The organism is Pyxidicoccus sp. M6, from assembly GCF_055568925.1.
Map to the genome: position 1 here is coordinate 276,670 of NZ_CM145714.1, position 15,066 is coordinate 291,735.

Annotated in this window: 10 protein-coding genes; 1 reads left to right on the forward strand and 9 read right to left on the reverse strand. The window is 71.3% G+C overall.

The window, feature by feature from the left end:
* Positions 1–28 precede the first annotated feature (28 nt).
* Positions 29–1,270, forward strand: a complete 1,242-nt coding sequence (locus ACVTJA_RS01080; protein ID WP_465833008.1) for a hypothetical protein — start codon at positions 29–31, stop codon at positions 1,268–1,270.
* On the opposite strand, the gene ACVTJA_RS01085 is transcribed toward ACVTJA_RS01080, so the two are convergent.
* The 9 genes from ACVTJA_RS01085 to ACVTJA_RS01125 all read right to left on the reverse strand — a co-directional run bounded on the left by ACVTJA_RS01085 (position 1,246) and on the right by ACVTJA_RS01125 (position 15,061).
* Entirely contained in the window at positions 1,246–3,057 is a 1,812-nt protein-coding gene (locus tag ACVTJA_RS01085; RefSeq protein ID WP_465833009.1) for an NUDIX hydrolase, read from the reverse strand. The genes ACVTJA_RS01080 and ACVTJA_RS01085 overlap by 25 nt on opposite strands.
* Positions 3,058–3,174: 117 nt before the next feature.
* Positions 3,175–4,509, reverse strand: coding sequence for a serine/threonine-protein kinase (locus ACVTJA_RS01090; protein ID WP_465833011.1), 1,335 nt, complete (start codon positions 4,507–4,509; stop codon positions 3,175–3,177).
* A 47-nt stretch (positions 4,510–4,556) separates the two neighbouring features.
* Entirely contained in the window at positions 4,557–5,288 is a 732-nt protein-coding gene (locus ACVTJA_RS01095; protein WP_465833012.1) for a hypothetical protein, read from the reverse strand.
* A 151-nt stretch (positions 5,289–5,439) separates the two neighbouring features.
* Positions 5,440–6,327: a cupin domain-containing protein gene (locus ACVTJA_RS01100; protein ID WP_465833013.1), complete on the reverse strand. Its 888-nt coding sequence runs from the start codon at positions 6,325–6,327 to the stop codon at positions 5,440–5,442.
* A gap of 129 nt (positions 6,328–6,456) precedes the next feature.
* Positions 6,457–9,180 carry a hypothetical protein gene (locus ACVTJA_RS01105; protein ID WP_465833015.1) on the reverse strand — a complete coding sequence of 908 codons (2,724 nt, stop codon included), beginning with the start codon at positions 9,178–9,180 and terminating at the stop codon, positions 6,457–6,459.
* Between the two features lie 47 nt (positions 9,181–9,227).
* On the reverse strand, positions 9,228–10,076 hold the full coding sequence (locus tag ACVTJA_RS01110; RefSeq protein ID WP_465833016.1) for a phospholipid scramblase-related protein: 849 nt from the start codon (positions 10,074–10,076) through the stop codon (positions 9,228–9,230).
* Positions 10,073–13,315: a carboxypeptidase regulatory-like domain-containing protein gene (locus ACVTJA_RS01115; RefSeq protein ID WP_465833018.1), complete on the reverse strand. Its 3,243-nt coding sequence runs from the start codon at positions 13,313–13,315 to the stop codon at positions 10,073–10,075. Before ACVTJA_RS01115 ends, ACVTJA_RS01110 begins: the two co-directional genes overlap by 4 nt.
* Positions 13,316–13,378: 63 nt before the next feature.
* A complete protein-coding gene (locus ACVTJA_RS01120; RefSeq protein WP_465833020.1) occupies positions 13,379–14,161 on the reverse strand; it encodes a lysophospholipid acyltransferase family protein in 783 nt (260 codons plus the stop codon).
* Positions 14,162–15,061 (reverse strand): LysR family transcriptional regulator, encoded by a 900-nt coding sequence (locus tag ACVTJA_RS01125; RefSeq protein WP_465833022.1) that lies wholly within the window; start codon positions 15,059–15,061, stop codon positions 14,162–14,164.
* Between the last annotated feature and the right edge of the window lie 5 nt (positions 15,062–15,066).

The following is a 15,066-nucleotide window of genomic DNA, read 5'->3' on the forward strand; positions in this document are numbered from 1 at the left end:
TCTCCGGACGCGCGGATGGGCTCGCAGGGTGCGGCGACGCGCGCTCTGGGAGCTGCCGCCGAGGGCCCTGCGCCTCCATCGCTCCTGGATGCAGGACGTGGTGGAGCTGTCGGCGTTGCGGGAGGAGAAGGACCTCGAGCTCCTCGACGCGCTCCTCTCGTTCCGCCGGTACGCGCGAGTGCTCGCCCTCCTCGACGGCGCCGCGCCCGGGCTTCCGGCGCGAGAGCTGGCGGTGCGCCGGGCCGTGTGTCTCTGCCACCTCGGGAGGGACTCGGAGGCCCGCGGCGTTTTGGTCGACGCCTGGAACCGCGGCGAAGACCCGCTGCTCGCTTTCGAGACCTCCTGGCTGTCGAAGCTGCGAGGCTGGGAGCCGGTGGTGCTGCCGCCATCGGACGCCTTCGACTGGCTCCTCGCCGCGAGGTTCGACGCTCGGCCGCCCACGCTGGACGAAGCCCGTGCCGCGCGGTGGGCGGAGTCCAACTGGCTCTTCGAGGAGGACCGGAAGCAGGCCCCCATCCCGGACGTCGACGTGGGCCCGCGCTACTTCCCCTGCGAGCCTCCGATGACACTTTGGACAGCGGTGCTCGCCGTGCGCGGTGACGCTCCATCAAGGGACATCGTGGAGGCCGCGCTGGAAATCGCCACCCGCGCATGGCCGGAGTTGTGGACCGTCCTCACGCTCGACCCGCTCTTCCAGCCTTTCGTCGCTCCGCCGCGCCCCGAGCTGCCGGTGCTGCCAGCGGAGCTGGCCGAGCGCATGCAGCTCTGGAACCTCATCGCGCTCTCACCCGAGCCCGGAGAAAGCGCCGCCCACATCCCGCTCGGCACGTACTGTCCCGAGCCGTACGAATTCGATTCCGACTCCGACCCGCGCTACAGGCTGTACGACTCGGTGGGCCCCGTCGGCATCTTCGACACGCGCACGCACGTACCGCCCTTCCGCATCGAGGTGTCCCAGTGCGACGACCCCTTCGACAAGCGCTATGTCGAGGACGTGCTCAGGCCCCTGCGCCGGCTGGCCCCGCATAGCGGAGCCGCGTGGTTCATCCTCCGCGACATCAACCACCTGTACGCGGACGAGCTCTACCTGCGAGGTGGCCGCTACGGCTTCCGTCGCTGGTCGCTCAAGGGCATCGAGTCCGACCCGAACCAGCCCTTCATCGAGCACGTCCACGCGCTGCTCCGCCAACTGGCCTCACGCCCGGAGGCGCGGTTCCAGTCGGCGGAGTTCCAGCGCTTCCTCCGTCACTTCTCGCCGAGCGCTCCGTAGCGCACCACGCGGAAACGCGCGCCCTGGGCCTCGCGGATGCGCGCGGCGAGCACGTCGTGCAGCTCGGGCGTCCACGTGCTCCAGCGCTCGAAGAACTTCGCCGTCGCCGCCTTGTCGCCCGAGTGCTGGAGCGTGATGACCTCCTTGAGCAGCGAGCTGACCGTGTCCAGGTACTTGTCGTACTGGATGGTGAGCCGCGCCGTCTTCGGGTCGGCGCGAATCAGGCCGTGCTCCAGGAACCAGTTGAACTGTACGAGCTGCATGCGCTGGTACGGCTGGTCCTCGCGCGGGCGCACGTTCTGCAGCGTGCGGCCGATGCCCGAGGCCTGCACGGCGCGCAGGCTCGCGGCGTCCAGCGAGCCGCTCTTCGCGAAGGCATGCAGCGCGTAGAGGCTGACGAGGTCCGCCTTCATCTCCTCCATGGCGTCCGCGTAGTCCTCCAGCGCCACGTCGAGCGTGCGGCCCTTCGCGTCGCGGTCCGGGCCGAGGTAGTGGCCCACCTCGTGCCAGAGCGTGCGCTGGAAGTTGCCCTCGGAGGTGAGGTCCTTCGCGTGCGCGTCCGCCGTGGCGGTGCGCCAGACGCGCTCGTTCGCGGCGAAGAGGTCCGCGTTCTTCATGATGTTCTCGCGCAGCAGGATGGTGCGGCCGTAGCGGCGCGAGTACAGCGGGTCATTGGGCAGAATCGACGCGGTGTTGGTGCCGCGCGCCTGGCCGAAGTCCGCGATGACTTCGTAGACGCCCACCGGGATGTCCTCGCGGATGCGCTTCTTCGCGGGGTAGGGCAGGGCGTCCTCGACACCCTGGAGACCTCCCATGCGCTTGCGTAGCTCCGTCGTCGCCTGCTCGTTCAGCAGCAGCACGGAGACGCTGAAGAAGGCCTTCACGCCGTAGATTGCGTCGTCGTACGTCTCATACGGGCCGACCTGCACGTTGAGGTGCTTGAAGCGGCCCGTCACCCAGGCCGCGTCGCCGCTCTCGTAGTCGTTGGTGAGGAAGTCTCGCGCGCGGTTGCGCAGGTAGCGCGCCAGCTCGGCGTCGCTCGCGTCCAGGCGGCTCGCGGCTCGCATGAGCAGGCCGTAGGCCTTCACCAGTTCTGGTCCATAGGCCACGGCGTACGGCACCGCGTAGAGGCTCTTCGCGTCCGGCTTCTTCGCGCGGGCCTGGAGGTCCTCGCGGAGTCCGGCGTGCAGCGTGTCCAGCACGGGGTACGTCTGGAGCACCTTGAGGTCCTGGCGCAGGTTGTCCGCGGTGGCTCGGCGCACGACGGTGAGCTCGTCCATCAGTGCTTCGCGCTGCTCGGGGTGCGCGGTGAGGTAGGCGTCCACCTCGGCGCGGGTGGCGTCCGGCGGGTAGACGTTGCGCGCGGGGACCTGCGGGTCCACGGGCAGGAAGGCCTCGCGCGTGTTGGTCAGCGTGCTTGCGATGGGGCCCTGATAGAGGCGGTAGAGCGTGAGCAGGTCCTGCGTGCGCTTCGGGCTGCCCAGCTTCTTGTCGAGCGCCTGGAGCTTCGCGTGTGACGCGAGCGCCTGGTGGTGGCGCGAGGCTTCGTAGAGGCCCTGGAGGATTTGCCCGGCTTCGAGCAGGTCCTTCACCGCGGCCTGCTCGTCAGGGGAGAGGCGCGAGAGGTCGGGGGCGAGCCGGACCTCCTCCGTCTTGGCGAGAATCTCCGCCACCTTCTCCTCGGGCCAGTAGCCCGGAGGCAGGGTGGGAGCGGCGGGCGGCGCGGCGTGGACCGCGAGCGTCGTGAGGGCCGTGAAGGCCAGCGTCACTGCGTGGGGGAATCGCATGGCGCGCAAGACTGCCATGACCCCATGGGTATTCCCCACGGCCCGGGCGCACGCCGGGAGTGGAAGGAACGCTCATTCCGCGAGACCTCCCCGCGCTCAGGGCCCCCGCGCTGGGAGTCAGGCCCACCACCAGAAGGCGGCGGCTCCGAGCAATGCGAGCCCGCCCAGCGCGGCCCAGCGGATCAGCGACCCCTTACGGGAGGGCCTGGCCAGCAAGCGCGTGGACTGCGCTTCCTCCACGGCAGCCTCGGGAGCCGACGTGGGTATCCGAGTCGGCCGCGAGTGCAGCGAAGCGGACGGCGCGCGCGTGGGGACGGAGAACACCGGATCCTCCGCCGCTGGCTTGCGCGCATCCCCTCCAGGCACAGGCGTAGGCTTGCGCGCATTCGCCCCGGGCGCACGCTCCGGCTCCTTCACCTCCGCAACCTGCGCCGGAGTCGGCACCCGAGGCGCGGGGGCCTCCACCTGCGGACCCTGCAACCGCTGCGGCTTCGTGGCCGCCAGTGCCTCCACCTCCGTCTCGGCCTCGGCCGGAGAGAGCCGGGTCCGGTTCTTCGGGAGCGCCTCCAGCAACCGCGACGGGAACAGCGTCGACTCGTCGTCCCGCCCGGCCAGCACCGCGCGCAGCTCCTTCGCCACCTCCTTGCACGACGCGGGCCGCGCCTTGCGGTCCTTCGCCAGCATCCGCGCCACCAGCGCCACCAGCGGCGCGGGCGCATCCGCGCGGAACTGCTCCAGCGACGGAGCCACGTCGTACAGCACCGCCTCCATCACCGAGCGCATCCGGTTCGCGGGCAGCGGCCGCTTGCCGGCCACCAATTCGAAGAGGCACACCCCCAGCGAGTACACGTCACTGCGCGCATCCAACGTCTCGTCGCGGAGCTGCTCCGGCGACATGTACCCCAGCTTCCCCATGATGACGCCGGACGTGGTCTGCGTGCCGTCCACCGTCTTCACGATGCCGAAGTCCGCCAGCTTCACCTCGCCCGAGTACGACACGAGCAGGTTGTCCAGCGACACGTCCCGGTGGACCAACTGCATCCACTTCCCCGAGCGCGGCTCGGTGAACATGTGCATGTACGCGAGCCCGTCACACGCCTGCGCCACCGCGTGCAGCACGGGCGCGAGTGGCAGTGGCTCCGGGCGGCTGGCGGCCAGCAGACCGGCGAGGCTCGAGCCCGGCACGTACTCCATGACCAGGTAGACCTGGTCGTCGATGACGCCCGTGTCCAGCACGCGCACGACGTTGGGGTGTTGCAGGTCCGCGGCCACCTCCGCCTCGCGCAGCAGTCGCCGCCGGAAGCGAGCGTCCGCCGCCAGCTCCGCGTTCATGCGCTTGACGACGACGGGCCCTTCCAGGTCCTCGCGCTCGGCCAGGTGCACCCGTCCCATGCCTCCCGCGCCCAGCTCGCGGAGGATTCGGTATGGCCCGAAGCGCTCGATGCTTCCCATTCTGTGCGGAGGCTACCCCCAGAGACCGCCACCGGTCTCCCCCGCGTCTACTCCCGCTCGCGGGGCACGTGCACCGTGCTCCTCTCGAAGAGCCGGGGCAGCAGCGACGCCAGTTGGTTCATGGGCCGCGGCGGCTTGAGCGAGGAGGCCGAGGGCGGCAGGAGCGACGTGCCAGGCACCAAGAGGTCGTGCTTGGAGATGTTGTCGGCGTGGCCACCGCCCGGCTTGATGGGGTGCCACTTGCCCGGCATCACCGGGCCCTCCGTCAGTCCCGCGCTGCCCACGAGCCCGGTCACCGGCGCCCCCATGCCCGGCTTCGGCTTCTCACGCAGCTGTCCCAGGAGCGTGGAGATGGAGCCGACGGTTACCGGCGCGGGGCGCGGGAGGCCTGGCTTGATGCCCGGGAGCGGCTCGGGGAAGAACCCGCCGCCACCGGGGAGCCTGTCGTTGCCCAGCATGACGTTGTTGCTGCCGCCCTTGCCCGAGGCGCCCACGCCGGGACCGCGGCACGCGTGGTGCGTGCCCACGAAGCCTCCGTTGCCGGGGCGCGGGAGGGGGCGGCGCGGCTTCATGCCCGAGTCGAAGTCGTCCGGCCCGGGCTTCGGCTTCTCGCAGCCCATCTGCGTGTTGTTGGTGTGCGAGTCCCCGCCCTTCGTCGGACGACCGGCCTCGGGCCGCCTGGGCTTGATGGTGACGACGGGACCGCCATCGCCGTCCGCGGACTTCGAGGGCTTGGAGTACGACGACACGGGATTTGGACGCGGCCCGACAATCTTCACGGCATACCCCCTCGGAGGCACCCCACCACTGCCACTGTGTGGATTATGGGGACGAGGTGTCCGGAAGTTTCCGGGTCATTCCTCACGCTTACGGAATTCGGAAATCCGAGGGGTTGTAGCTCCTGCGCACAGTATGCGACATGCGCCGGGCTCAGCGTCCGCTGCCCTTGAGGCCCGCGGAGCGCAGGTAGAAGCGCGCCGTCTGCGCGAGGAACCGCAGCGGGAGGCCCGGGTCCGCGAGGGCGCGCTGCAGCTCTCCGCCCAGCTCGGTGAAGAGCGTGCGGAGGACCTCCACCTTCTTCAAGTCGTCCAGGTTCGACGCGTACCCGAGCGGGGGCAGTCGCCGCCGCCACACGGGGTTGCTGGCGAGGTTGGCGCGCACCATGTCGAGCACGTCCAGCAGCGTGGGCGCCATGAGGCCGATGGAGATGGAGAGGGCCTCCTCGGGGGCCTGGGCCATGTGCCAGTGCCCGGCGGGGATGTAGATGAAGTCCCCGGCGCTCAACGAGCGCGTCTCCACGGGCGTCGTCTCCTGCGCGGCGAGCGCGCCGCTCGGCAGGGCCTCCGGGAGGGGCGCGGGGTGGAGCGTGTTCTCTCGGAGGAGGTAGTCCTTGCGGCCGGCCGTCTGGAGGATGAAGACCTCCTCCGGGTCGCAGTGCCAGCCGAAGCCGTGATGGCCAGCGGGCGTGCAGTAGAGGTGCAGGTTGATGCGGCCGTGCATCTCGGCGCTGAAGGTGCGCGCGAGCTGCGACAGCCCGGCGTGGTGCTGGTCCGGCTGGCGGAGCACCAGCGTGTAGCCCTGCTCGAAGAGCGCATGGGCCTCGCGGGCCGTCCGGGGACGCTCACCGGCGTAGGGCACGCCCTGGCGCGCGAGGAGCAAATCGCACGACGTCTTCTCGATGAGCTCGTCGACCACGCTCCAGGTGCCGAGCTCGCGCAGGCGCTCCGCCGCGGCCTGTCCGGAGAAGGGCTTGCGTTGATAGTGCTCGCGCAGGAAGCGCTCGCGGGGGAAGTCGTTCAGCAGTTCTTCGAGCAGCATGTGGCGCGGAGCGTACCCGCACGCGGGAGGGCGCATGGAGCGCCCCGCGGTGTCACGCGCCAGGGTTGCTTATCAGGAGACGAAGGGAGGCCCCTTTCGGACAGGACAGGGGCCTCCAGGAGACAGGGCTCAGAGCCCGCCGAGCTGCACCGCCGGATGCGCCGCGCGCAATTGCACCAGCGACGCGAGGCAGCTCTGCCACTCGCCCTTGGCCAGCGAGCCGGTGAACTCGCCCAGCACCGGCGCCACCACGCGGGCGAACGTCTCGTCATCGAGGCCCAAATCACGCACCAGCTCGATGACACGGCGCTTGGCCTCGCTGGCGGAGAGGCGCTTCTGCACCTCGCCCTCGCGGGCCTCCTTGGCGCGGCCCGGGGGCAGGCCGAAGAGCATCTTCCGCAGGAAGGTGCGCAGCGCCTCCACGTTGGGGAAGCGCTCCGTCTCCGTCACCACGGCCTCCTTCGCGCCCGCGGGCTTCCAGCCCTCCGGCAGGTGCGTGGGGCGGTGCTTCTCCCAGAGCAGCCGCACGGCGAACAGGCCCACCTCGCGGTCCGCGCTCTGCATCAGCCACGCGAGCCGCTCCGCGCCGCCCAGCCGCGCGTAGTGCCGGCGGATGAGCTCCACCGCCACCTCGCGCGTGCTGCGCTTCGTGCTCTCCGTCAGGGAGAACACCTTCACCGGGTCCAACTCCTCCGGCTGCAGCACGTGCCGGGCGTCCGCGCCCTCCTCGCCCGCCTTCAGCAGGGCGTCATAGGCGAGGTTGCGGACCTCCTTCGCCTCGGCGTCCGCCAGCTCGTACACGCGCGTGTGCCAGCCCCACGCGCGCAATTCCGCGCGGGTGATGGCCAGGGCGAAGCGGCGCACGTCGTCGCGCGCGTCGAACAGCGCGGGCCACAGCTTCTCCGGCGTGTACGCCTTGCGAGGCGCGCGCGGCTTCAGCTCGTACGACTTCGACTCCGGCTGCTCCGGGCCGATGACGGGGTGGTGGCAGCGCAGGTACGTCTGCGCGAAGCCGCGCACCTGCACCGGCTGCTTCGCGCCCAGCGCCAATTCGAACAGGCGCTCCAGGCCCGCTGCCGCGTCACCCGAGTCACTGAAGTCCGCGGGCGCCACGTTCTCCAGCAGGTACCGGTGCGCGAAGCCGTGGAGCTGCGGGTCCGCGCGCCGCGCCAGCGCCAGCAGCCAGGGCACGGTGAGCTGCCGCGCGCTGAACAGCTTGCGGTTGCCCAGCAGGGCCAGCGCCACGTCGCGGTGCTTCTTGCTGAAGACGAGCCCCTTCACCCGCTCCACGTCCAGTCCGGGCAGGCTGTCCGCGCGCGTGAGCCAGTTGCTCACCGTGCCGCCGATGCGCGGGTGCGACGCCTTGTCCAGCATCCACTCCGGCCCAATCACCGCGGGCGCGTACGCACCGAGCGCCTTCAGCGCCAGCCCCTCCACCGGGTGCGGCTTCTTCTCCAGGCGCGGGTCCTCCAGCAGCTCCTTCCAGAAGGACGCCGGCAGCTCCGTGCCGGGGTACTTGGATGCGACGTAGCCCTTCACCCAGTTGAGCTGCTCGTTGGTGCCCAGGTACATGTCCCGCAGGAAGGACGCGGGCAGCTCGGCGCGGTCGAAGGACTGTTCCAGCGACTTCGCCGCGAAGGCATTCGTCGGCTTGTACGACAGCAGCCGGCCCAGCAGCTCCACGCCCAGCTCGCGCGGGTTGCGCTTCTCAAGCGTGGCGGCGGCGAAGGACTTCACGTCATTGGCGCCCTGGGCCACCAGCTCCACGAGCCGCTCGGCGGGCAGGTCCTGCGCGTGGGCGCGGGCGTACTCAATCGCATACGCGCGCGCCTTGTCGCTGGGGGACATGAGCAGCGCGAGCACCGCGTCGTGCAGGCCGAGCGCGCGCAGGCGGCCCTGGTGGAACTCGGGCGAGCCCTGCAGCGTCTCCACGAGGAAGTCGTGCGCGCTGGCGAGCGGACGGCGCGCGAGCCGGTCCAGCCACGCGGGCGTCACCTTGCGCAGCACCTCGGGGAAGTCCTTGCGCAGGCCCTGAATCGCGAAGCGCGCGGCCGGGTCCGACTGGCAGGTGTCCAGCAGGCGCATCAGCGTGTCCGGCGAGCGCTTCCACGCGTCCGGGAAGGCGCGCTGCTTCACCATGTCCGAGGGCGGCTGCATGGCGAAGGACGTGGCGGTGTAGTTGCCGCTGCCGTGCGCCCAGATGTGGTGCGCCACCCAGACGCCGTACCAGGACGTGTCCGCCTCGTAGTGGCGGAGCACCTCCACGGCGAACTGCGGGTACAGCTCCGGCACCGCGGCGCCCAGGTGGCGCAGGTAGCGCCACGCGCGGCGGCGCAGGTAGGTGAGGGTGCCGCCGGAGACTTCGCGGTTGTGGCCGCCCTGGCCGCGCTCCACGTCGAAGCGCCAGGCGAGGATGCCGAAGATTTCCGCGTCGTGGCGGGCCTCGGCCAGCTTGTAGATGCGCTTGAAGCCGCCCCACAGGCCGAAGCGCAGGTCCGCGCGGCGGATGAGCTCCATGAGCGCGGCGCGCGAGGCCTCGGTGCCCTTGTCGTAGAGGGCGACGAGCATGTCCGCCAGCGCGAGCCGCGCCGGGCGGGGCACGTCCTTCTGCGAGTTGAAGCGCTGCCACGCCTCGGTGGAGGCGGTGCGCCGGTCGTCCGCGTCGTAGCGGGCCTGGGCCTGCTGGAGCGCCTGGAGGAGCTTGTCGAAGGTGAAGGCGTCCCTCGGCAGCGGCGTCTCGGGGGCCTTCTCCGGCTGACCCAGGAAGGCGATGACGGCCTCGGCCAGGTCGGGCGCCTCGGCCCGGACCAGCCGCTCGAGGTCTGCTGCGCTCAGCGCATCACTCGTGGACATGCCCCGGGACTTAGCACACCCCCCCGGGGCCGTGCCTCACCCTCGCTTCACTTGAAGAAGTCGAAGATGTCCAGCCCGGCCCCGAAGCTGGACTTGCGGCTGCGGTTGTCGAAGTACGTCAGGTCCACCAGCAGGGCCACGGCCAGTATCATCTGACGCAGCCGGGCATCCGTGCAGTCCGGTTTGAACTCCAGGGTGAAGGTGTCCGCGTCGGTGAAGGCCTCCTGCAACAGGCCGCTCCACCGCTTGCGCACCACCGCCACCTCCACGCCGCGCTGGAGGATTCGGAACGTCCACGGCCGGAAGAGCGGCCCCTCCACCGTGGCGACGACGGCGCCGCCGGGCGTGAGGATGTCGAAGCGCCGGCCGAAGAAGGTGAAGCGCTGCTGGATGGTGGCCAGCGGCCGCCCATCCCAGGCCTCCACTTCGGCGCGCGACAGGATGAAGCTCCACGGCCGCTCCACCGCGAGCGCCACCGTGCCGCCCAGCGTCACGCACTCCAGCCGGGCCTTGTAGAAGGGCCAGAGGTTGCGCACCAGCGCCGAGCCCCAGCCGTCCCCCGTCTCGCCCACATACACCGCGGGGCGGCCCGACGGGTCGCAGACCTCGTAGCGGTTCTTCGTCTCCCAGCCGACGAGGATTTCCGCCAGCTCGCGCATCTGCCGCATGCGCAGCTCGGGCGCCTCGAACATGCCCGCGAGCTGCATGCGCAGCTCATGGCTCATGTAGCGCGGCTCTCCAGGCAGCCCCTTGCCTGCCTGGCCGTCGGGAGCCTGCGCGAGCGCCGCGGCGTTCGCCGTGGCCACCTCGCCCGCGGGTCCCGGGGTGCGCTGCTCGCGTCCGCCCCAGTCCAGCTCCAGCTCATCGGTGCTCGCGAGGTTGGGCTTGTTGCTCATGGCGACGAGTCTACCGCCGCCGGTCTCCACGCGGGAGTCACGTCCCGGACGAGGCTCTGCCCCTCGGAGACGTCCAGCTCCTCGCGGTGGAACACGGCCTGGCGGGGCGCCACCAGGCTGACGAGGAGGAAGGTGTAGTGCCCGGCCGGGACGTGCTCGTAGACGCGGGTGCCGTCCGGGCTGCCGCCCGCGAGGGGCACTTCCGCGCGGTACGGGTAGAACATCAGCTCGCGCAGGGTGATGGTGGCGGGCACGGTGCCGGGAATGAGCGCGACAGTCAGGTTCCGGAGGCGCTCCGGCGTGTCCACCGGGCGCAGCCGCAGCGTGGCGCTGCCAGCCAGCTCCTTCAGGTCCAGCGTCACGCGGCCCGTGGGGGGAATGCGCACGCGCTGGGGGAGGATGTCCACGCGGCGGCCGTCCGGGCCCTCGACCCGATTGGCGGAGACGATGTACTCACCGCTGGGGATGGACTCCGCGTGGATGCGGCCCTGGACGGCCTCGGTCCGGATGGAGTCGAACCTGCCCAGGGGCGACAGGAACACCGGCGTGTCCAGGGGACGGCCCTCGCGGTCCGTCACCGTGCCGTCCACCGTCGCACCACGGTACAGGCGCACCTCCACTGTCTCGTCATGGGCTCCAAGAGGTTGGAGCTGGCGCTGGTGGTCGACGTGGGACACTTCCAGCTCCAGGGGCCGCTGCTCCATCGGGGGCAGTGTGAAGGTACCGTCCTCGGCGGAGTACTCGAGGGCGAGGGGCACGCGCCAGGACGTCCCTTCGTCCTCGCCCGCGAGGTGGACCTGGATGGCGGCTCCGGCGATGGGGCGGGACGTCTCCGCGTCCACCACCCGGCCATGTATCTGGCGGCCCGGCTGGAGGCGTACTTCACCCAGGTCCAGGTCCTTCCCGAGCGGTACCTCCACGTCGCGCACGGTCAGGGTGAGGCCGGGCGCCCCGAACATCAGCCGCGCCGGGCCCGCCCGCTCCGTGGGGAGGTTGAAGGTGCCGTCCGGGCTCTGGAAACCCTTGTGGTTGATGGTGAAGCGCGCAATGGGCGAGCCGTCCGCGCGCACCATGCGCCCGAGGATATGGCCCTGGTAGTGCAGCACCAGCTCCACGTCCGTGCTGCCCACGCGCGCGACGACTCCCTGCTCCGAAAGCGGCTTCGCGCTCGCGGGCTCCACGAAGGTGTAGCCCGGCTTCGACGCGACCAGCGTGCACCTGCCCTCCGCCAGGTGGCGCACCGTGAAGCGCCCGTCCGCGTCCGTCTTCGCCGTGGAGGGGCGCGAGCCCTCTTCGTCGCCGGACGGCTCGCGCAGGGAGCTCGCGCCCACCTCGGCGTCCGGCACCGGGCGGCCATCGCCGTCCACGACGACGCCCGACACGGAGCCGCCCGTGTCCATGCGCAGCGAGGCGTCCACCGTCTCCGTGCCCCGGACGGAGACGGTGCGCGACGCCTTGTGGAGGAAGCCGCCCAGGTCCAGCTCCGCGTGGAGCACGTGGGAGCCGGGAGGAAGTCCGCCGAGGTGGAAGCTGCCCTGCGCGTCAGTCGCCGCGTTCACCTCCCGGTCCTCCGCTCCCAGGCGCACGGTGAGCTGCACCTGCTCCAGCGGCGCTCCGCTGGCGTCCACCACCGTTCCCTCCAGCGTGCCCCCGCCGCGCAGCACCACGCGGAGCGTCGTGTCGGGCGCATTCACCTCCAGGCGCGCCGGGAGGAAGTCGTCGCTGCTGGCGCTGAGGACATAGCGCCCCGGCTCGGCGACCTCGATGCGGAAGCGGCCCTCCGGGTCCGTCGTCTCACTCAGGGGCTCGGGCAGCTCCTCGTCGACCTCCGCGTCCTCGTCGTCGGCGGTGGCGGGCTTCCGCGGCGCGCGTGCGCCTGGCTTCTCCACGTCGAGCTCCACGTCCGGCAGCGGGTGGCCCTCCGTGTCGGTGACGATGCCGGCGAGGAGCTGGGCGCGCGTCAGGGTGAAGGACAGGGGCGGCGCGGAGGCGGACACCTCCACGTCCTCCGCCTCGCGCTCGAGGTAGCCGTCGGCGTCCGCGCTGAAGGTGTACGACGCCGGCACCATGGGGCCCATGCGGAAGCGGCCGTCCGCGCCGGTGGTGACGCCGTCGGTGGGAGGCGCGCTGTCGCCGGTGTACGCGTAGACGAAGGCGCCGGCGATGGGCTGCCCCGCCTCGTCGCGCACCGTGCCCTCGACGTGGATGAGCGTGCCCAGGCGCACCGTGGCCTCCTCCTCCTGGCCCTCCTCGGTGATTCTCACCCGGACAAAGCCATGCTGGCCGTCGCGCTCCGCGAACACGTCATGGTCACCGGGAGGGAAGGGCCCGAGGGAGAAGCGGCCCTCGGCGTCCGCCGCGACACTGGCGGACGCGTATTGCACGCGCACCCGGGCGCCCGGGGCCGGACCGCCGTCCGCGAGCAGCACGCGCCCGGTGAGCTGCCGCGGCGGGTGGAGGAAGAGGGGGTCCAGGTCCGCGTAGGCCGCCTCCGGCACGTGGAGCGGCATGAGGCCGGGGCTGGACGCGACGAGGCCGAAGTCGCCGTCCGGCAGCGGGCCGAAGGAGAAGCAGCCGTCCGCGTCGGTATACACGGGGAAGAAGCGCGAGTACCGCTGGTGGAAGAACGTCACCTTCGCGCCGGCCAGCGGGGCGTGGGCCTCGTCCACCACGCAGCCCTTGACGGTGCGCCGCTGCACGAGCACCAGCTCCACGCCCTCGCTGCCCGCCACCACGTCGGGCTGCACCGTCGAGCCGCGGGCGTCCAGGGCCCACAGCGTCACGGCGCCCTCGGGCAGCGCGTCGAGCTGGAAGGTGCCGTCCGCGCCGGTGGTGGCCCGCGCGAGCTCGGGCGCGTCACCGCGCTCCTCCGCGACGAGCTCCCGCAGCCGGTCCGTCCCCAGCTCGCAATCGGAGGAGCTCAGTGACAGCTCGGGGGACGTGTCTCCACACGGAAGCACGGACAGCGACTCGCCGGGAATCGTCCGGGTGGCGGAGACCTGGACGTTTGCGACGGCCTGGCCCTTCGCGTCGACGACGCGCCCGCGCACGGACAGCGAGCCGCGCGGTGGTGGCGAGGGCACAGCGGGGCCGGGGAGCGGCCGTTGCTCGGGGCGCGTGGCGGCGGACGCGGGCGCCTCCTCTGTCGAGGCGGTGCCGCAGCGGACCTGGACGAGCGCCACGGCGGCGCCCACCACGAGCACGCCGAGCGCGATGGCCACTACGGATTGCCTTCGCATGGCGACCTCCCCTGCGACGCTACGGTAGCAGGGCGGGTGTCTCCGAGTCGCGAGGGGGGCGGGCTACGCCTGCGCGGGAATGGTCGCTCCCGCGTCCAGGCGGGCCTTCTCCGCGATGATGAGGTCGCGGACGTACTCGCGCAGGGTGTCCACGTCATGGAAGGCGGCCGGGTCCACCGGGGGCATCACCTGCACGTGGCAGTCGGCCTTGGTGTCCAGCACCCAGCCGTGCTTGGGCAGCGTGCGCGCGGTGCCGGTGAGGACCACGGGGATGATGGGGCAGTTCATCTTCTTGGCCAGCACGAAGGCGCCGTCCTTGAAGGGCTTCACGTGTCCGTCGAAGGAGCGCGTGCCTTCCGGGAACATGAGGATGGGCACGCCGCGTGCGAGCCAGTACTCACACTCGGCCATCATCTTCGCGATGGAGACCTTGTCCCCGCGCACCAGCGGCACGTAGCGGTTGAACCGCATGTTCCAGCCGATGAGGGGGATTCTGAAGTTCTCCGCCTTGGAGACCCACTTGAAGGGCCGGTAGAGGCCGAAGAGGACGAGGATGTCGCCGAGCGACTCGTGGTTGGACACGAGCACCGCGGGCCCGCGCCAGGGCAGGCGCTCGCGGCCGTCCACCCTCAGGCGCCAGAGCGGGTTGACGTAGAAGTAGAGCTGCGCCCAGAAGCACGAGTACAGGTGCAGCACCCGCCCGTCCCGGTCGAACGGAAGCGTGACGAGCCAGATGAGCGCGGCCCCGATGAAGAGCACCGTGCTGGAGACGGCCAGGAACGCCCAGAAGAGGATGGAGAGGAAGGTTCGAATGGCGGGCGCAGTGTGCCACAGCCCGGCGCTCAATCAACGCACTGGCGGCCCGGCCTTCGCGAGCAACTCCACGAAGGCGGTGAGGTACGGCGCGGGACGCACCGTGCGCGGCCACGCCGCGTGCCAGTGACGGCGCAGGCCGTGCTTCGTCACGCGCACCGCGGCCAGCGTGCCGCGCTCCAGTTCTGGAGCTACCGCCCAGCGCGCGAGCACCGCGACGCCGAGCCCGGCCTTGGCCATCTCGATGATGGCCTCGGTCAGCTCCACGCGGGACAGGCGCGCCGGGGTGACTCCGGCGGGTAGCAGCACCTGCTGGAAGAGGGTGCTCTCCGTGAGGGGGATGCTGTAGAGCAGCACATGCTCCCGGGCGAAGTCCTCCGCGTGCAGCACGCGCTTCTTCGCCAGCGGATGGTCCGGAGCCATGACGGCCATGAGCTCGTCCTCGAAGAGCGGGGCGCCGACGAGGCGGCGGTGGCGGACGGGCTCGCTGACGATGCCGAGGTCCAGCTCCCCCGCGAGCAGCGCGTCCACGGGCCTGCGCGTGGCGTCCACGGCGATGCGGACCTCCACGCCCGGGTGCTTCGCGGAGAAGCGCCGCAGCACGGAGGGCAGCCAGTGGTAGGCGGTGTAGCACTCGGTGGCGAGGCGCAGGAGGCCTCGTGCCTCCTGGCTGAGGCGTGAGATTTCGGCCTCGGCGGCGTCCACCTCGGACACCACCTTGCGCGCCGCTTCGAGCACGCGCTTGCCAGGAGCGGTGAGGACCATGCGGCGGCCCTGGCGCTGGAAGAGCTCGGCGCCGAGGCGCTCCTCCACGTCTCGGAGTTGGTGGCTGAGCGCGGGCTGGGACAGGTGCAGCACGCGCGCGGCCGCCGTCACGGAGCCGGTGTCCACCACCGCCGCCACGAGCCTCAGGTGTCTGACGTCCAGAATCATCCATT

Excerpts from the sequence above, each read along its gene's own strand:
- ACVTJA_RS01085 (WP_465833009.1), bottom strand. The coding sequence starts at position 3,057 with ATGCGATTCCCCCACGCAGTGACGCTGGCCTTCACGGCCCTCACGACG.
- ACVTJA_RS01090 (WP_465833011.1), bottom strand. The coding sequence starts at position 4,509 with ATGGGAAGCATCGAGCGCTTCGGGCCATACCGAATCCTCCGCGAGCTG.
- ACVTJA_RS01100 (WP_465833013.1), bottom strand. The coding sequence starts at position 6,327 with ATGCTGCTCGAAGAACTGCTGAACGACTTCCCCCGCGAGCGCTTCCTG.
- ACVTJA_RS01105 (WP_465833015.1), bottom strand. The coding sequence starts at position 9,180 with ATGTCCACGAGTGATGCGCTGAGCGCAGCAGACCTCGAGCGGCTGGTC.
- ACVTJA_RS01110 (WP_465833016.1), bottom strand. The coding sequence starts at position 10,076 with ATGAGCAACAAGCCCAACCTCGCGAGCACCGATGAGCTGGAGCTGGAC.
- ACVTJA_RS01115 (WP_465833018.1), bottom strand. The coding sequence starts at position 13,315 with ATGCGAAGGCAATCCGTAGTGGCCATCGCGCTCGGCGTGCTCGTGGTG.
- ACVTJA_RS01125 (WP_465833022.1), bottom strand. The coding sequence starts at position 15,061 with ATGATTCTGGACGTCAGACACCTGAGGCTCGTGGCGGCGGTGGTGGAC.